This is a genomic window from Ruminococcus sp. RTP21358st1_G6_RTP21358_211008 (assembly GCF_040908885.1).
Lineage (GTDB): Bacteria > Bacillota > Clostridia > Lachnospirales > Lachnospiraceae > Blautia_A > Blautia_A faecis.
On the sequence record NZ_JBDGDM010000032.1, the window covers coordinates 20,441 to 37,572 of the forward strand.

Genomic DNA, 17,132 nt, shown 5'->3' on the forward strand with positions numbered 1-17,132 from the left:
TCAAAATGACAATTAGAGGTTGCTGTGAGCGGAGTGAACAGTAACGATTACAGAATATAAAAGAAAATAATTATAATAAAAATGAAAACAATAGATGAATATTTAGAGGAACAGATAAATGAACAGCTGTGTCAGGCTGTCTTAAGCGGCAGCAGAGGGGACGGACCATCCAAAGTAAAAATACGCCCTGTAGAAATTCGGGGAAAGGTGGTTTATCAGGCTTCTGAAACTGTAGGGACGAAGGTGCTCCATAAAAATTATTCCAGAGAGGAACTGATCTCATATTTAAAAGCGGGGCTGCAGCATGATTTTTCTCAGCTTCAGGCAAGTGGGATGGCGCTGGATGGAACTATTCTGGTAAGCAAAAAAGGAAAGATGACCATAAAGACCAGACGTCATCCCGAAAAAGGAAAAGGTCTGGCTTTCGGGATGGACAAGACCTTCAGCAAGGGCACGCAGATATTGGCCCACAATCGTGTAAAGCAGTACATACTTAAGGAAAATATTCCAGTCCCCTTTCTTGTTGATCTTGGTGTTATGAATAAGGAAGGCAGGATTATCACCCAAAAATACGATAAGTTCCGACAAATCAACCGATTTCTGGAATTTATTCAGGACATTCTTCCAAGACTGGATCAACAGCGGGAAGTGACCATTCTTGATTTTGGATGCGGAAAGTCCTACCTTACATTTGCCATGTATTATTATCTGAGAGAACTGAAAGGTTATGATGTAAATATTATTGGTCTGGATCTGAAAACAGATGTAATAGAAAAATGTAATCATCTTGCAGTAAAGTATGGATATGAAAAACTGCATTTTTATCAGGGAGATATTGCTGATTATGAAGGTGTTTCTTCTGTTGATATGGTAGTAACCTTGCATGCCTGTGACACAGCTACAGATTATGCTCTTGCGAAGGCTGTGGAATGGGGAGCGAAAGTTATTTTGTCTGTACCCTGCTGTCAGCATGAGGTAAATAGACAGATAAAAAATGAAGTGTTGGAGCCTGTACTGAAATATGGCATTCTTAAGGAGAGAATGGCTGCTTTGATGACAGATGGAATTCGAGCCAATCTGCTGGAAAGTATGGGATACGAAACTCAGATCCTGGAATTTATTGATATGGAGCATACACCCAAGAATTTGCTGATCCGTGCTGTAAAGACAGGCAAACCAAAAGATATGAAGAGTACAGTGCAGCTTATGAAGGAACTGCATATAAATCCTACACTGGAAAGACTTCTGCACCGTGAAGGGGAGGTACAATCAGAGAGTTAAGAGGAGAAAGAATGATTAAATTTTTACGCAGAGCAGTGATTCTCCTGTTTGTTTTTGTTCTCGGCGTGGCAGGAAGTTCGTTCCTGCTGAATAGTGAGACTACGGATGACCGCTCTGATATGAATGATCCGGTTTTTCCGGAGGTAATGGTTGATTTTGATGGAAATTATGCAAACAGGATGTATGGTTATGCACAGCCTATGCAGTCTGATTTTACCAGGGATAGTGTGACGCCTATTGATACATCCAAGGAACTGTCCTTTGTCATAAATGCCTATGATACAAAGGTGAAAAGCCTTTCCTATGAGATACGTACTTCAGATGGCAGTAAGGTATTGGAAAACCGTAAGATTAAAAGTCTGGATAAACAGGACAGCTATCTGACAACGACAATTAAGCTGAGTAGTGATCTTCTGATGAATCAGGAGTATTCTTTGCAATTATCTCTTGAGACAAATAAGGGAACAGCTTATTACTATACAAGAGTAGTTTCCAGATCCAATGTGAATGCTGCCCAGTACGTGAAGTTTGCTGCGAGCTTTTACGAAAAATGTCTGGATAAAGCGTCCGCCGAGGATCTGACTGCTTACCTGGAATCAGACACGTCCAGTACATCTACCAACTATACAGATATTAATATCAATTCTACATTTGCCCAGATCAGCTGGGGCAATCTGAACCCTCAGATTTACAGAAAGGGAATTCCTGTAGTGAAGGATATTAATGAAACCACAGCCAGTCTTTCTGTTGAATATCAGATTGCGGCACTGGATGAAGATGGCAACCAGGAAATCTATGATGTGACAGAATTTTACCGGATGCGTTATACTGAAACAAGAATCATGCTTCTGGATTTTAAACGAAGTGCATCACAGGTGTTTGAGGAAAGCTCCATCAGCATTTCCGACAAGGGGCTTTTACTTGGAGTCAGAGACAAAAATGTGGAATATATGATGAATGAAAACGCAGGAGTTCTTGCTTTCGTTCAGGAAGGGGATTTATGGTCTTATTCTCCTGATGATGGAAAATTTTCCAGAATTTTCAGTTTCCGCAAAGAAACGGATGGAGATTTCAGGGATTCCAGATACCAGCATAATATAAAGATCATTCGTGTGGAAGATAACGGAGATGTGGACTTTGTTCTTTATGGATATATGAACAGAGGCGTTCGGGAAGGATGCTGTGGTGTTTGTGTATATCATTACAGCAATGATCAGAATGTGGTGGAAGAAAAAGTATTTATTCCGTCTACAGAATCCTACGAATTCCTGAAAGAGGATCTTGGAACATTATCCTATGTCAGTACAGAAAATGCTCTTTATCTTTTATTTGCAAATAAGCTTTATAAGATAAACATTTCAGATGGTACCAGTGAGGTTCTTGAGGAAGGAATTAAAATAGATGACTTTGTTGTTTCGGATACAGGTGCACATGCTGCATGGATCATTCAGGAAGGTGAAAGCGCCGGAAATATAAAAGAAATAGATTTTGAAACATTAGAAACCAGGAGTCTTGCACCATCTTCAGGACAGTCTTTAGTGCTGAATGGATTTATGAATGAAGATCTTGTTTATGGAATCGTAGTTGATGGAGATGTGATCGCAGACGATAATGGTCATGAGACTACGGGGATTCATACTGTCCGTATTGAAGGATTTGATGGAACTTTGAAAAAAGAATATCATCAGGATGGATTGTATGTAACTGATATTACTATGGGAAACACTATGATGGAATTTCAGTTGTCCAAGAAGACAAAAAAAGGATACAAAGCAGTAAGCAAGGATAATATTCTGAATAATTCCAAAGCCTCAGCCAATACTGTATCCGTGGAACTGGTGACAAATTCCAGAACCGGAACCCAGATACGACTGGCTCTCACTGAAACACCTGAAATTCAGGAACCGTTAGTAGTTTATGCAAAAATGAAAAATATAGGTGATGACCGTATTATTCTGGATACGCAGATTCCTGAGGAAGATATTTACTATGTTTATGCAAAAGGAGGATTGGACAGTACATTTACAGATCCTGCACTTGCAATTCAAAGAGCAGATGATCAGACTGGCGTTGTGTTAAATCGTGCTCAGCAGTATGTATGGGAGCGTGGAAATAAGAAGACAAAGCTGACTCTTAATCTGGAGGATGTGCCGGAAGCAATGAAGAGTGCATCCCTGGATGTTGCAGCACTACAGGAGGCTCTTGGGGATGAGGGTACTATCGTTGATCTGTCTGGTTGTACATTAGACAGTGTCTTATATGAGGTCAGCGCCCAGCGTCCGGTAATTGCCAAAACTGGGGATAATACCAGTGTTGTGATCATTGGATATGATGAATATAACACATATCTGTACGATCCGCAGAAAGGGGAAACTTATCCTTACGGTATGAATGACAGTACGGAGCTGTTTGAAAAGGCCGGCAATATTTTTATAAGTTATGTTGAGAAACTGAAGCTTTAAAGTGGCTGTTGGGAAAGCCGGTACAGTCCGATATTGAACATGTATGCAAAAAATGCTAGATGTGAAAGATGCAGCAAAGTGGTGGTTAACAGTCTGTCTGTGGTGGAGGACAGACTGTTAAAAATAAAGCAACAGGAAAGGACAGAAAAATGCTAAGCGAAAGTATTAAAAAACTGGTACAGTATGGAATTGAGACAGGGCTGACTCCTGCCTGTGAGAAAAACTATACAACAAATCTTCTTCTTGACGTTTTTAAAGAAGATGAATACACAGAACCGGCAGAGGAATATTCTGATATTAATCTGGAAGAAGTTCTGAAAGAACTGTTAGACGAAGCTGTAGAACGTGGTCTGATTCAGGATAGTGTGGTTTACAGAGATCTGTTTGATACAAGATTAATGAACTGTCTCATGCCCCGCCCGGCTCAGGTACAGAAGACTTTCTGGGAAAAATATGAGAAATCTCCGGAAGAAGCAACAGATTATTTCTATAAATTAAGCCAGGACAGTGATTATATTCGTCGTTATCGTGTAAAGAAAGACCAGAAATGGACTGTGGATTCTCCTTATGGAGCAATTGATATTACAATTAACCTTTCCAAGCCAGAGAAAGATCCGAAAGCTATTGCTGCGGCAAAGCTTATCAAATCAAGCAGCTATCCCAAATGTCTGCTTTGTCCGGAAAATGAGGGATATGCAGGCCGCGCAAATCATCCTGCAAGAGAGAATCACAGAATCATTCCGATCACAATCAATGACAGTCCGTGGGGAATGCAGTACTCTCCTTATGTTTATTATAATGAGCATTGTATTGTATTTAATTTCCAGCACACACCTATGAAAATTGAGAGAAACACATTTATCAAGCTGTTTGATTTCGTGAAGCTGTTTCCACATTATTTTCTGGGGTCAAATGCAGACTTACCGATTGTGGGAGGTTCTATTCTCAGTCACGATCATTTTCAGGGCGGCCATTATACGTTTGCTATGGCAAAGGCTGAAATTGAGAAATATGTAACTATTCCGGGCTATGAGGATGTGGAGGCTGGTATTGTAAAATGGCCGCTGTCTGTACTTCGTATCCGTCATAAAGATGAGAAGCGCCTGATTGATCTGGCAACTCATGTGCTGGAGGTTTGGAGAGGCTATACAGATGAGGCTGCATTCATTTTTGCAGAAACGGATGGTGAACCTCATAATACGATCACTCCGATTGCACGTAAAAAAGGTGATATGTATGAGTTGGATCTGACTCTGCGAAACAATATTACCACGGAAGAAAATCCTCTTGGCGTATATCATCCACATGCACAGTACCATCATATTAAGAAGGAGAATATCGGTCTGATCGAGGTTATGGGCTTGGCAGTTCTCCCTGCACGGCTAAAAGAAGAACTGGAGCTTTTGGAAGAATATATTCTGGATGGCAAGGATGTTGCTTCTAATGAGAAGATTGAAAAACATGCCCAGTGGGTAAAAGAATTCCTTCCGAAGTACGATCATCTTGATAAAGACAATATTGAAGAGGTTCTTCATAAAGAAGTTGGAAATGTGTTTGTTCACGTGTTGGAAGATGCTGGTGTTTACAAATGTACAGAAGAGGGCAGAGTTGCATTTATGCGTTTTATTGAAAATTTGTAACCAAATCATAAAGACAATCTTTTTGGGTTGAAAGAATGTGTCCGTTTGATTATACTGAAGACAGCACAGAAGATGAAATAAGAACTATTTATTTTCTGTGCAGATGATGAAAGCAGGAGAGACATTAAAAAGCAGAGGAGTGCCTATGGAAAATAAAACAAAAAGAAAAAATAGGATTTTCTGGGTTCTGTTGGCCACAATGTTGATTTTGTTCGGAGTTTCATTTAGAAATGATGGAAAAATTGGGATTAGTGGTGTTCAGTCTGTACAGGCGGCCACTAAGAACGTAGTTGTCAGATTCTGGAATCAAAGTGGAAAAACATCCTATTCCAAGCTGCGTATAAAGGTAAGTGCCGGGAAAAAAATTAAGCTTCCGGCAGTTCCTGCAATTACCGGATACAAAAATCTTGGCTGGTCCACTCAGAAAAACGATACCAAAGCGGTATATGCCGCGGGGAAAAAAATACGTCTGAAAAAGAATATAAATCTGTACGCGGTGCGTAAAAAAGTTGGTATATATAAAGTTTATTTCTATGATAATACCGGAAGCACCAGTACAGTATTTAAGAAACTAAACAAAGCTGTTACAAAAAACGGATATCTTACCTTGCCAGAGCTTCCACAAAAAAGCGGCTATAAGGCAGTTGGATGGAGTGCCAAAAAGAATGCGTCCCAAGCGTCTTATACAGAGGGTCAGAAGATTCGAATCAAAAAAAATATAAAATTATACGCTGTTTACGAGTCAGATACAACATTTACAGTGGCTTTGTGCAAGAATAATGGAACTGTTTACAAGACAGAGAATGTAGCATCTGGAAGTTCTTATACATTGCCATCTGTAAGAAATGCATCTGGATACACCTTTATGGGGTGGGATATCCAGTTAGGAAAAAGCACAGCACCGCGTTATGAAGCCGGTGATACTATTACAGTAAACAGCAACATAAAGCTATATGCAGTTGTGTTTAACCGTTCCGCTGAGGAAGACCTGACTCTTTCAGAGCTTCTGCAATCCGCAAGCAGCTGGAAAATTGGAAATGGAAGCAATCGGGGTTACAATCACATTATTTTTGTAGGAGACTCCCGGACCAATCGTATGCAGAGAACGCTGCAAAATTTAAATTCAGGGTATTATGAGTCGAATCTGCTGCGTGATATTGATTTTGTATACGAAGAGGGAAAGGGCCTTGAATGGCTGAAGTCTCAAGGGATGAATTCTATTCTTTCTATTGCAGAAGAGAATTATTCCGTGTTGAAACCGACTGCGGTTATTTTTAATCTGGGAGTAAACGATCCTGGAAATATGTATGATTATATTTCTTATTATCAGGAGATTGCTGAGAGCTTACAGAAAAAGAACTGCAAGCTGTTCTTTATGTCGGTGAATCCGGTGAACAGTAAGACAATCGAATATCTTGGTAAAAATGCAATCCGAAAAGAAGAAGTAATCCGCAAATTCAATTCTGTTGTGTGCAGTGCTCTTGGCAGCACTTTTGAATATATTGACACGTATTCTTATCTGATGGAGAATGGATATGGTACCAATATTAGTGGAACTGGAGTTGATCTGCCAGACGATGATGGACTTCATTACACCACCAAGACCTACAAACGAATTTTTAAGTATTGTCTGGATTATCTTATATTGCATTAAACGTTCAGAGAAATACTGAGAATGAGGCAACTTTGCAATAGGAAAGTACTTACAGAAGAGAAGATCTTTGTCCAAAAGTGTCGAAGCTTAACGGACAGGATCTTCTTTTATTCCCTGGAAAAATATCCTTGCGCGAATAAGAGGAATAGTCTATACTATAGAGAAATGAGTGTTTGGAAAAATGAGGAGAAAGAGGAACTAATTATGAAACTTACAACAGTAAAAGAAATTTACAGAGAACGGGATAAATACCTGGATCAGGAGATCACTGTAGGCGGCTGGGTACGAAGCGTTCGTGATTCCAAGACCTTTGGATTTGTTGTTCTCCATGATGGAACATATTTTGAGACCCTTCAGATCGTTTACCATGATACAATGGACAATTTTGCTGAGATTTCCAAACTGAATGTAGGCGCAGCGATTATTGTAAAGGGAACTCTGGTAGCGACTCCACAGGCGAAACAGCCATTTGAGATCCAGGCTGCAGAGATTTCTGTAGAGGGAACATCCGCACCAGATTATCCGCTTCAGAAGAAACGTCACAGCCTTGAGTATTTAAGAACGATCACACATCTTCGTTCCAGAACAAATACCTTCCAGGCTGTTTTCCGTGTACGTTCCCTCTGTGCATATGCAATACACAAATTCTTTCAGGAGAGAGGATTTGTTTATGTACACACTCCGCTGATCACAGGAAGTGACTGCGAGGGTGCAGGGGAGATGTTCCAGGTTACAACCATGGATCTGAATAACATTCCTACAGATGATAAGGGAAATATTGATTACTCTCAGGATTTCTTTGGCAAGGAGACAAATTTGACTGTAAGTGGCCAGCTGAACTGTGAGACATTTGCACAGGCATTCCGTAATGTATATACATTTGGACCAACTTTCCGTGCCGAGAACTCCAACACCACACGTCATGCAGCTGAGTTCTGGATGATCGAGCCTGAGTGTGCATTTGCTGATCTTGAAGATAACATGAATCTTGCAGAAGCGATGCTGAAATATGTGATTAGATATGTTCTTGAGAATGCTCCGGAGGAAATGAACTTCTTCAATTCTTTTGTGGACAAAGGACTTCTTGACAGATTGAACCATGTGGCAAACTCTGAGTTCGGTCGTGTTACCTATACAGAAGCAATTGAGCTTCTCGAGAAGAATAATGACAAGTTTGATTATAAAGTATCCTGGGGATGTGATCTGCAGACAGAGCATGAGCGTTATCTGACAGAACAGATTTTTAAGAAACCTATTTTTGTTACAGACTATCCAAAGGAAATTAAAGCATTCTATATGAAAGCAAACGAGGATGGCAAGACCGTTGCAGCTATGGACTGCCTGGTTCCTGGAATTGGTGAGATTATCGGTGGAAGCCAGAGAGAGGACGACTATGGTAAGTTGAAAGCTCGTATGGAAGAGCTTGGGCTGAAGGAAGAAGACTATGACTTCTATCTTGATTTGCGTAAATATGGTTCCACACGTCATTCGGGATTTGGTCTTGGATTTGAGCGCTGTGTAATGTATCTCACAGGAATGGGCAATATCCGTGACGTAATTCCATTCCCGAGAACAGTTAACAACTGCGATTTATAAAATGAGGTAAAAGAATGAGATTTATTCATCTTGCAGATGTACATCTTGGTGCAGTGCCTGACAGAGGCTGCCCATGGAGTGATAAGCGGGAGAATGAAATCTGGGAAACATTCCGCCGGGTTATTGCGGGTATCCGCGAAAATCCGGTGGATTTGTTATTTATAGCCGGAGATTTGTTCCATCGTCAGCCACTTCCATATGAATTGAAAGAAGTAAACGATTTATTTTCCGGAATACCGGAAACAAGGGTATATTTAATGGCAGGAGAAAGGGATTATCTGAAAGAAAATTCTTTTTACAGAACTTTCACCTGGGCACCGAATGTGACTTTTTTTCCAGAAGAGAAGGTAACCTGTGTGAAAGATACGCAATTCGAGGTATATGTTTATGGAATGAGCTATGAACATTCACAGATCAGACAGCCCTTGTATGATGGCGTACGCCCTGTGAAAAATGATGGAGTGCATATTCTTATAGCTCATGGCGGTGATGAAAGCCATTGCCCGTTAAATATAGCTGCACTTGCAGGAGCAGGTTTTGATTATATTGCATTGGGGCATTTCCATACTCCACAGAGCGTAATAAGGGATGTGGCTGCTTACAGCGGAGCTCTTGAGCCAATTGAAAGCAATGATCTGGGAGCACATGGCTACATTGAGGGAAGGATTGAAAATGGAAAAGTGAAAACCAGATTTGTGCCGTTTTCTATTCGAACCTATAGTCAACTTCTTCTCAATGTAAATGAAGAAAGCACCCAGCTATCTATTGAAGAAGCTTTGAAGGATGAGATATTTAAAAAAGGCGGACTGAATATATATCGTGTAATTCTTCAAGGGAAAAGAAAACCAGAGCTTTTTCTGATTCCGGAAAAACTGAAATCCTTTGGAAATATTACAGAAGTACTGGATGAGACCAGACCTGCTTATGATCTGGAAGAACTGCAAAAAAAATATGCCGGAACTTTGATAGGGGATTATATCTGCTTTTTTATGGAAAAAAACAGAAATACAGTGGAAGATAAGGCCCTGTACTATGGTTTGCAGGCACTGTTGGAGACAAGACATTCCAGCTGACACAAAGCAGATAGTAACAGAAAATATGTATTGCAGTGTAAAATTGAGATGTATGTGCGAGGGAATAAGGTTATATGATTTTTAAACGCATATTAATAAATAATTTTGGTGGGCTTCGGGAAAAAGACATAGAACTGACCTCTGGAGTAAATGTGCTCTATGGACTAAAAGAAACAGAAATGAACATTGTGTTTATCTTTGTGAAGAGCATGTTCTTTGGAGTGCCTGAGGAAATGCAGGAAAAGAATGGAATTTATGAAAAAGCAGGAACTGAAGCTTCCCGGGAAAAATATGGTGGAACTATATGGTTTCAGCACAATGGAAAAGATTACCGCCTGACGCGGGAAACAGGGGCAGGAATCCATAATTGTGAGCTGTTCTGTGAAGATACCAGAGAAATTTTAAATGGGGAAAATGGAGCCCTCGAGAGGATCCTTGGGGGATTTAGTGAGAACCTGTTCGACAATACTGTTATGGTAGAATCACTTAGCGGTAGTTCTTCCAGGGAAATGGCAAAGGAACTACAGAATAAACTGGCTGTTCTCAGCAAAAGCGGAGATGGTCTGGTGGATCTTGGAAGAACGGAGCAGATGCTGAAGATGTGGCGCAAGGGATATCTCACCCAGAAAGAACGTGGCAGGAAAGCAGTTCAGAGAGAACAGGAAAAACTGAGCGAGAAACTGGAAAGTCTGCAGAATGACCTGGATGGACTTCGGGACCAGAAGGGGCAGGTGGTTCAGGCGCAGGCAAAAATCTATTCGGCAGCAGGGAAAGAAGAAGCCACTGTGATTGAAGAACAGCTGCAGACTATAGAGAAAAAGAATCTGGGAATGGTGATAGCAGGTATTCTGGCCGTTATTGTGGGAATTATTGGTATTGTTGGAAGATTTCAGTTAACTGATGAGATGTCTAAAATAGGAATGGATGTATGCATCATTGCTGCTGTTGTGGCAATGGTTTATACACTTACTGCACGAAGAAAGCTGCATATGGAGTTTGTAAAGCTAAAGAAGAAAAAAGTGTATTTGCAGTCACAGCAGGAAAAGCTGAAATCCAGTAAAGAAGATATTGATGGAATTTACGGTGAGAAACTGACTGCTTTTACGAATTTGCAGAGCGAATATCAGGAATTTGAGCTGGAAATGTCACTTCCTACTTCTGAAGATCTGGAAACACAGTCCTTGAACCTGGCTATGGATACCATTAAAGAGCTGTCACGCAGTATTTATCTTGAGAAAGGCAGAAAGATTCGGATACGAGCATCCCAAATTTTCAGGGAACTTACAGATGGAAAATATATAGAGTTCTATGGAGATGAGGGACAGAGTTTGGAACTGTGTCTGGAAGAGGGAACTGTTTTGGCAGAAAATCTGGAAAAGGAAAACCTTGAAATGCTGTATTTTTCTATTCAGATGGCTGCTGCTGAGTTGTTCACGAATGAAACTGTTTTTCCAGTTATTTTGGATGATATTTTCCATGGGAAGAATCAGGATAAGCTTATGGCAGTTTTCAGGTGGCTGAAAAAACAGCCCAGACAGGTGCTGCTTTTTACCAATAATAAGGATATGGCTGACATTTTTTAGAAAACTGTTACAGTGAATGTTAAGTGATCGCGAAGCATGTAACTGTGAAAGTACTGAACAGTTACAAATAAATGATAACAAAACAAGAGGCTGACACCTGGAAGGGTCAGCCTCAAATTATTTTATTTATTTCTCATACTGTGCCATATATTTGTTTACACAGCGTTTAATCCTGTCAACTGGATTCAGCAGATGGCTTACAGACATATCATGATTCAGTGTATCAATGATCAGTGCAATGTATTTGCTCATATCACAGGAAATGTAATATGGTTTTGCAAGAAGTTCCTCAGACTGATATACCATATTGGTAGTGAGAAGCTTGTCAAATACACCAGCAGCATGTGCTTCATCGAATTTCTTAAGGTTGTCTGTAAACAGACCGAACGTGGAGCAAAGGTAAATTCTGCCGGCACCCCTGTCCTTAAGAAGAGAAGCAATCTTCAGGATAGTGTCACCAGAAGAGATCATGTCATCAATCAGGATCATATCCTTGCCTGCTACATTTGGACCAAGGAACTCATAGGCTGCAATCGGATGTCTTCCTCCTATATTCTTGGAGTAGTCAAGGCGTTTGTAATACATGCCCATATCAACACCCAGGATGTTTGCAAGATAGATCGCACGGCTCATGCTGCCCTCATCCGGGCTGATGATCATAAAATGCTCATTGTCAATATGAAGTCCCTGTTCATGGTTCAGAAGAGCCTTGATAAACTGATAAGAAGGCTGAACAGTCTCAAATCCATGAAGTGGGGTGGCATTCTGAATCTGTGGGTCATGTGCGTCGAAAGTGATAATATTTTCAACTCCCATATTTATCAGTTCATGAAGGGAAGTAGCACAGTCAAGAGACTCTCTTCCAATACGCTTGCTCTGACGACCCTCATAAAGGTATGGCATGATTACATTCACGCGGCGGGCCTTTCCTCCAATAGCTGCAATTACACGCTTCAGATCCTGATAATGATCATCTGGGGACATCAGGTTGGTGTATTTGCCAATTGGATATGAGATGTTGTAGTTACATACATCTACAAGAATATAAACATCATCTCCTCGCACGGACTCGGTGATCACACATTTACCTTCTCCGGAACCGAAACGAGGGTTCTGAACTTTGATTGTATAGGAATCTCTTTTGTATCCTTCAAAGGCGAAAGAATCTGATTCTGAATGCTCACGCTCCTTACGCCACTTAACGAGCCATTCGTCGACTTTCTGTCCAAGGCTCCTGCAGCTTTCCAAAGGAACTAATCCCAGTCTTCCAACGGGAAGTGTAGTCAATTCTTCTTGTGCCATTCTTTACTTTCCTCCTAAAAAAATTTTCTGAATGCGGATATCTTTTCCCACAAGCTTGGTCATCTGATAGTTGCTGGCGATGCGGGAAAAGGTTCTCTCAGAATAAGTTGCTGAGAAATCTTCCAGCTTCAGGTTTGTGGAAATAATCGTAGATTTCTTGCGCATGATCCGCTCATTGATGCACAGGAAAAGCTGTGAAGATACAAAGCTGTTGGTAAGCTCTGTACCCAGGTCATCAATAATCAGCAGGTCACAGTCAAAAATCGGTTCATCATCGGGAGCGTCGCTGCCTCTGGAAAAAGCAGAGCCTGCAAGAAAATCAAAAAGCTCGAATGAAGAAAAATAAAGTACACAGTGTGCACTGTCCAGAAGATCGTGAGCGATGCAGTGGGAAAGAAAGGTCTTGCCCACACCTGTGTCGCCGTAGAAAAACAGGTTCTGGAAAGAATTATCAAAGTCAGCGACAAATTCCTTCGCCATCTTATACGCGCGACGTGCAGTCTCACGTTCGGTGAGTCCCGTTGAATCATTTGTTATTGTATCAGAATAAAAGTCAAAAGAAAAGTGGTCAAAGTTCTCTTTTTCAAGAATTTCTTTTAAATTTGACTGTGTATACAGAAGTTCGATCTCTGCCTTCTTGAAACAGGAGCATTTCTGGCTGCCGATATAGCCAGTATCCTGGCAAAGAGGGCAGGTGTAGCTCATCTCCAAATAATCAGCAGGATAGCCGGAAGAAAGCAGTAATGCAGTGCGTTCCTGGGAAAGCAGGGCAATATCATTGCGAAGATCTTCAATGCCGACTTCCTGGCGGCTGATCAGGGCCCGGGCCTTCCTGGCACTTAAAGTAGCTACTTCCTCGTCGATTTCACGCAGACGGGGAATTTTCTCATAGGCTTCAGCAAGATGCTCTTCCTGTATGCGGCGGTTCCTGGCCTGGCGACGGTTGTATTCCCGCATTATAGTATCGTATTGGTAATTCTGTAAGGGCATGTAAATTCTCCTTCCAGGTTATAAGACGTTAGAGCCTGTTTGAAAAATCATTCCCGCAATCTGCACGCCCCACTTTGCGGTATATTTTGCCCGAATTCAGTTGCCGTAGCCCGCTACGGCGCCCTCATCCGGACAAAATCTCCCACAAATTGTGACGCACATCTTGCAGAAAGCCTTTTTCAAACATGCTCTAGTATGTGTTTTAAATAAAAATCTGTTTCCAGGATTTAATTTGGTTTATTAAGCAGTTTCTTCTCATATTCAGCAAAATCGTAGTCACGCTGATGGAAATTGTTAAAGCGGTTTGGGGCTGCGGATTTCGGCTTGTCTGCTTTCGACACTGCTTTTTCCAGCTTGCGCTTCTGGTGCTGGGCATCCTGAAGACGGACATCCCCTAAAGTGCGGATATTCTTATCCTTCCAGCGCTGCAGAATTTTGTCTGCATATGGAAAACTTGGCTGTCCAGTCTGCAGAACTGTCCGTGAGCAGGCTTCCTGAATCAATTCCATGGCAAAACCATAGTCCCTGGTCCAGGTATTGATCAGCGAAATTTCCGCGTCTGAAGGATTGCGGTTGGTAATTCCCATCGCTTTCAGAACTGAAAAATATTCTTTGCTGTAGCGGGAGGTGGAATCCTTTGCCATTTCAACTGTGGTAATGCCTTCCTCCTTCCATGCCATGGCAACTGTCTCGATATAACGGATGCTGCGGTGGTCACGGCCAACACAGTATTCGATCAGATAATCGATCAAATCTACAGACATGTGCAGCTCATCGTAGAAAAACAGGATCTTGCGTGTCTCTGTGGGGGTGAGTGTTTTGCCGAGGTATTGCTCAGCAATGTAAAGAAGCTGGATAATATCTTCATTCTGTTTTAGCTCCTTCACCCGATCCGGGGTAAGTGCTTTCGTTTCGGAAAGTGGTTTGGAGGAAGGTGGGACAGGCAGATCCGCGCCACGGTAGGAAATCTGGTCAGTCTGCAATGGTTTATCAGTAGGAGCATTGGGACTGCTGGCTGGGGATTCAGGGGCAGATATGTGATAAGTATCAGGCACATCTCTGAGCGAACCGGCGTTACAGATACCTGCGGGAGTCACCGTAGCCAGCATATTTGCTTCATTCCACGGTGCCTGTAAGGTAATTCCTGTCAATTCAGCTTCCTCGTATAAGAGGATAACCAGTTTCTCAGACTCCCAGTATTTCAGCGCGCGGAGGATATCTCCTTCTGTACAGAACAGGGAGTCTGCCATCTGGGAAAGCCCGAAAGCTTCCTCCGGGCGGCCAAGCATACGGAGCAGATAAATATAGACCTTTACAAATTCTCCATTTGCCTTTGGCATAAAATGGTCGATAAAAATATTGGATAAAATGGTGGCATCATTAAGCCCTGTACTATGTAACCTGATCATGGAAACACTCCTTATCTGGGAATATGAATCATCACTGTTCATTGTGTTTGCATTATAGCACACCCCTTTTTAAATGAGAATAGGAGATTTTTTGCCGGAGTTTTTACAAAATGTGTGTGGATTGCAATGTGGATAATGTGGATAATGTGGAAACCAAGTTGCACATAATGTTTATGGGAAACCCGAAAAATGCGGAAAATTAAAGAAAAACTGTGATTTTTGTCGAGTTATGTCGTAGTATTATGTTAAGCACTTTATACACATAAGAATCCACATGCAGGCCAGTGCAAAAATGTGCATAAGCCTGTGGATAATGTGGATAACTATTAAATTGCTTGAATTTCCAAGCTTTTTTCAATGTGGATAATTATTTTTGGCAAAAACAGTCTGTGATCGTGGATATGAGAAGGTATGCACGTTTTGCCAGGAAAAACAGATCAGAGACAATAAAAATGGTAAAACAAAAACAGCGGATGCCAGGTCTTAAAAGGACATGACAACCGCTGAAATTGCAATCAATTATTTTCCAAGTAACTGTTCTCCGATTTTAACAACATCTCCGGCACCCATTGTGATCAACAGATCTCCGGCTTCACAATTATTCAGCAGGAAATTCTCAATCTCATCAAAGGTTGGGAAATATTCGCATGGAGTACCAAGCTCCTGGATCCGTGCCTGCAGATCCTTGGAAGAGATTCCAAGATTATCTGTTTCTCTTGCTGCATAAATGTCTGCCAGAACCACATGATCGGCAAGCTTAAGAGCCTGTGCAAATTCCGGAAGAAGAGCCTTGGTACGTGTGTAAGTATGAGGCTGGAATACGCACCACAGCTTCTTGTGTGGATAATTGTGTGCAGCGTTTAAAGTAGCCTGGATTTCTGTTGGATGATGCGCATAATCATCAACAATGGTAACGCCTGCTACTTCGCCTTTATACTGGAAACGGCGATCTGTTCCTGTGAAACTGCCAAGTCCTTTGACAATGACATCATCCGGAATCTGAAGAAGCCGAGCCAGAGCAATTGCTGCCAGGGCATTGGAAACATTGTGGCTGCCAGGAACTTTCAGATAGAAACTGCCGGCCTTTCTGCCATCCTTCAGAACGGTAAAGGATGCATGTCCATATTTGTCATAAGTGATATCTGTGGCCTGATACTGAGCTTCATGCTCCAGACCATATGTAATAATTTTGCATGAAAGGTCTTTGATAATATCCTGATAATGCGGCGTATCAGCATTGATGATCAGGGCTCCGTCTGCGGGAAGCAGCTGGGCAAATTTGCGGAAGGAATGACGGATGTCGTCAATATCCTTAAAAAAGTCCAGATGGTCAGCATCAATGTTCAGGATCACACTGATCTTCGGGAAAAAGCTTAAAAAGCTGTTGGTATACTCACAGGCTTCTGTGACAAATGTTTCGGACTGACCTACTCGGATATTTCCCCCGATAGAAGGAAGAATGCCGCCAACACTGATGGTCGGATCCGCATCTGCTTCCAGAAGAATCTGGGAGATCATGGAAGTAGTGGTGGTCTTGCCATGGGTTCCGGAAACTGCGATTGGGGTATCGTAGTTGCGCATGATCTGACCAAGAAGCTGGGCTCTGGTCAGCATTGGAATGCCTTTTTCCACTGCACTGGCATATTCCGGGTTATCCGGATGAATGGCTGCAGTGTAAACTACAAGTTCTACATCGTCTGTAATATTGGAAGCGCGCTGTCCGTAAAAGATGCGTGCACCTTTCCTGGTAAGGGAATCCGTAAGCGGGCTTTCTTTGGAATCAGAGCCGGAAACCTTGAAATCCTCGCCGAGAAGGATCTCAGCAAGTCCGCTCATGCTGATTCCGCCAATACCGATAAAATGGATATGAAGCGGTTTATGGAAGTCTATCTGATACATGTTAATCTCCTTATGCTAATCATTTTTGAAGCGATTCAATATTCATTGAAGGAAAAGCCTCCTGAATCGTTATGAATTTTTACAATTACTTTCATTTATTATACCCCGAACTGTAAAAATTGCAAAGTATTTCTTTGGATAGTCGGTAACCAATACAATAATTTCCCTTTCCTACAGTGTCGCTGTTCACGATTTTCACAGCAGTATGCTTCGCAAAACACAGTAATACTACTGTACAAAATG

The 17,132-nt window shown here is 41.6% G+C and carries 11 protein-coding genes and 2 pseudogenes; 8 read left to right on the plus strand and 5 right to left on the minus strand.

All coding sequences use genetic code 11. From position 1 onward, the window contains the following. The first annotated feature begins 81 nt into the window (after positions 1–81). From AB5Z12_RS13205 to AB5Z12_RS13235, 7 genes are all read left to right on the plus strand, one after another. Positions 82–1,281, plus strand: coding sequence for a methyltransferase (locus AB5Z12_RS13205; protein ID WP_148462207.1), 1,200 nt, complete (start codon positions 82–84; stop codon positions 1,279–1,281). A gap of 11 nt (positions 1,282–1,292) precedes the next feature. Beyond that, entirely contained in the window at positions 1,293–3,743 is a 2,451-nt protein-coding gene (locus tag AB5Z12_RS13210) for a hypothetical protein (protein ID WP_368356937.1), read from the plus strand. A gap of 149 nt (positions 3,744–3,892) precedes the next feature. Beyond that, positions 3,893–5,383, plus strand: coding sequence for a UDP-glucose--hexose-1-phosphate uridylyltransferase (gene galT / locus AB5Z12_RS13215; RefSeq protein ID WP_173734971.1), 1,491 nt, complete (start codon positions 3,893–3,895; stop codon positions 5,381–5,383). Positions 5,384–5,486: 103 nt separating this feature from the next. Beyond that, positions 5,487–7,037 (plus strand): InlB B-repeat-containing protein, encoded by a 1,551-nt coding sequence (locus AB5Z12_RS13220; protein WP_368368673.1) that lies wholly within the window; start codon positions 5,487–5,489, stop codon positions 7,035–7,037. Positions 7,038–7,241: 204 nt separating this feature from the next. After that, positions 7,242–8,633, plus strand: coding sequence for an asparagine--tRNA ligase (gene asnS, locus AB5Z12_RS13225; protein WP_118578103.1), 1,392 nt, complete (start codon positions 7,242–7,244; stop codon positions 8,631–8,633). 14 nt (positions 8,634–8,647) lie between these two features. Further along, on the plus strand, positions 8,648–9,706 hold the full coding sequence (locus AB5Z12_RS13230) for a DNA repair exonuclease (protein WP_237963527.1): 1,059 nt from the start codon (positions 8,648–8,650) through the stop codon (positions 9,704–9,706). Between the two features lie 74 nt (positions 9,707–9,780). After that, positions 9,781–11,289, plus strand: coding sequence for a hypothetical protein (locus AB5Z12_RS13235; RefSeq protein ID WP_148462212.1), 1,509 nt, complete (start codon positions 9,781–9,783; stop codon positions 11,287–11,289). Positions 11,290–11,415: 126 nt separating this feature from the next. On the opposite strand, the gene AB5Z12_RS13240 is transcribed toward AB5Z12_RS13235, so the two are convergent. From AB5Z12_RS13240 to AB5Z12_RS13250, 3 genes and pseudogenes are all read right to left on the minus strand, one after another. Further along, positions 11,416–12,591: a ribose-phosphate pyrophosphokinase gene (locus tag AB5Z12_RS13240; RefSeq protein WP_148462213.1), complete on the minus strand. Its 1,176-nt coding sequence runs from the start codon at positions 12,589–12,591 to the stop codon at positions 11,416–11,418. 3 nt (positions 12,592–12,594) lie between these two features. Beyond that, positions 12,595–13,581 carry an ATP-binding protein gene (locus AB5Z12_RS13245; protein ID WP_148462214.1) on the minus strand — a complete coding sequence of 329 codons (987 nt, stop codon included), beginning with the start codon at positions 13,579–13,581 and terminating at the stop codon, positions 12,595–12,597. 18 nt (positions 13,582–13,599) lie between these two features. Beyond that, positions 13,600–13,731 (minus strand): annotated as a pseudogene (locus AB5Z12_RS13250) (DUF6783 domain-containing protein). On the opposite strand from AB5Z12_RS13250, the pseudogene AB5Z12_RS13255 reads away from it, so the two are divergent. Beyond that, a pseudogene (locus tag AB5Z12_RS13255) lies at positions 13,681–13,791 on the plus strand (DUF6783 domain-containing protein); the annotation flags it as partial. The pseudogenes AB5Z12_RS13250 and AB5Z12_RS13255 sit on opposite strands and share 51 nt — an antisense overlap. Before the next feature lie 17 nt (positions 13,792–13,808). Here the strand turns inward: AB5Z12_RS13255 and AB5Z12_RS13260 are convergent. Continuing rightward, positions 13,809–14,990 (minus strand): DnaD domain protein, encoded by a 1,182-nt coding sequence (locus AB5Z12_RS13260; RefSeq protein ID WP_227198838.1) that lies wholly within the window; start codon positions 14,988–14,990, stop codon positions 13,809–13,811. Positions 14,991–15,509: 519 nt separating this feature from the next. Further along, positions 15,510–16,889, minus strand: a complete 1,380-nt coding sequence (gene murC / locus AB5Z12_RS13265; protein WP_173769803.1) for a UDP-N-acetylmuramate--L-alanine ligase — start codon at positions 16,887–16,889, stop codon at positions 15,510–15,512. Positions 16,890–17,132 lie beyond the last annotated feature (243 nt).

What these genes read in the sequence shown, in the direction of transcription:
- AB5Z12_RS13205 (WP_148462207.1), top strand. Translation starts at nt 82, where the DNA reads ATGAAAACAATAGATGAATATTTAGAGGAACAGATAAATGAACAGCTG.
- AB5Z12_RS13210 (WP_368356937.1), top strand. Translation starts at nt 1,293, where the DNA reads ATGATTAAATTTTTACGCAGAGCAGTGATTCTCCTGTTTGTTTTTGTT.
- galT (WP_173734971.1), top strand. Translation starts at nt 3,893, where the DNA reads ATGCTAAGCGAAAGTATTAAAAAACTGGTACAGTATGGAATTGAGACA.
- AB5Z12_RS13220 (WP_368368673.1), top strand. Translation starts at nt 5,487, where the DNA reads ATGATGAAAGCAGGAGAGACATTAAAAAGCAGAGGAGTGCCTATGGAA.
- asnS (WP_118578103.1), top strand. Translation starts at nt 7,242, where the DNA reads ATGAAACTTACAACAGTAAAAGAAATTTACAGAGAACGGGATAAATAC.
- AB5Z12_RS13230 (WP_237963527.1), top strand. Translation starts at nt 8,648, where the DNA reads ATGAGATTTATTCATCTTGCAGATGTACATCTTGGTGCAGTGCCTGAC.
- AB5Z12_RS13235 (WP_148462212.1), top strand. Translation starts at nt 9,781, where the DNA reads ATGATTTTTAAACGCATATTAATAAATAATTTTGGTGGGCTTCGGGAA.
- AB5Z12_RS13240 (WP_148462213.1), bottom strand. Translation starts at nt 12,591, where the DNA reads ATGGCACAAGAAGAATTGACTACACTTCCCGTTGGAAGACTGGGATTA.
- AB5Z12_RS13245 (WP_148462214.1), bottom strand. Translation starts at nt 13,581, where the DNA reads ATGCCCTTACAGAATTACCAATACGATACTATAATGCGGGAATACAAC.
- AB5Z12_RS13260 (WP_227198838.1), bottom strand. Translation starts at nt 14,990, where the DNA reads ATGATCAGGTTACATAGTACAGGGCTTAATGATGCCACCATTTTATCC.
- murC (WP_173769803.1), bottom strand. Translation starts at nt 16,889, where the DNA reads ATGTATCAGATAGACTTCCATAAACCGCTTCATATCCATTTTATCGGT.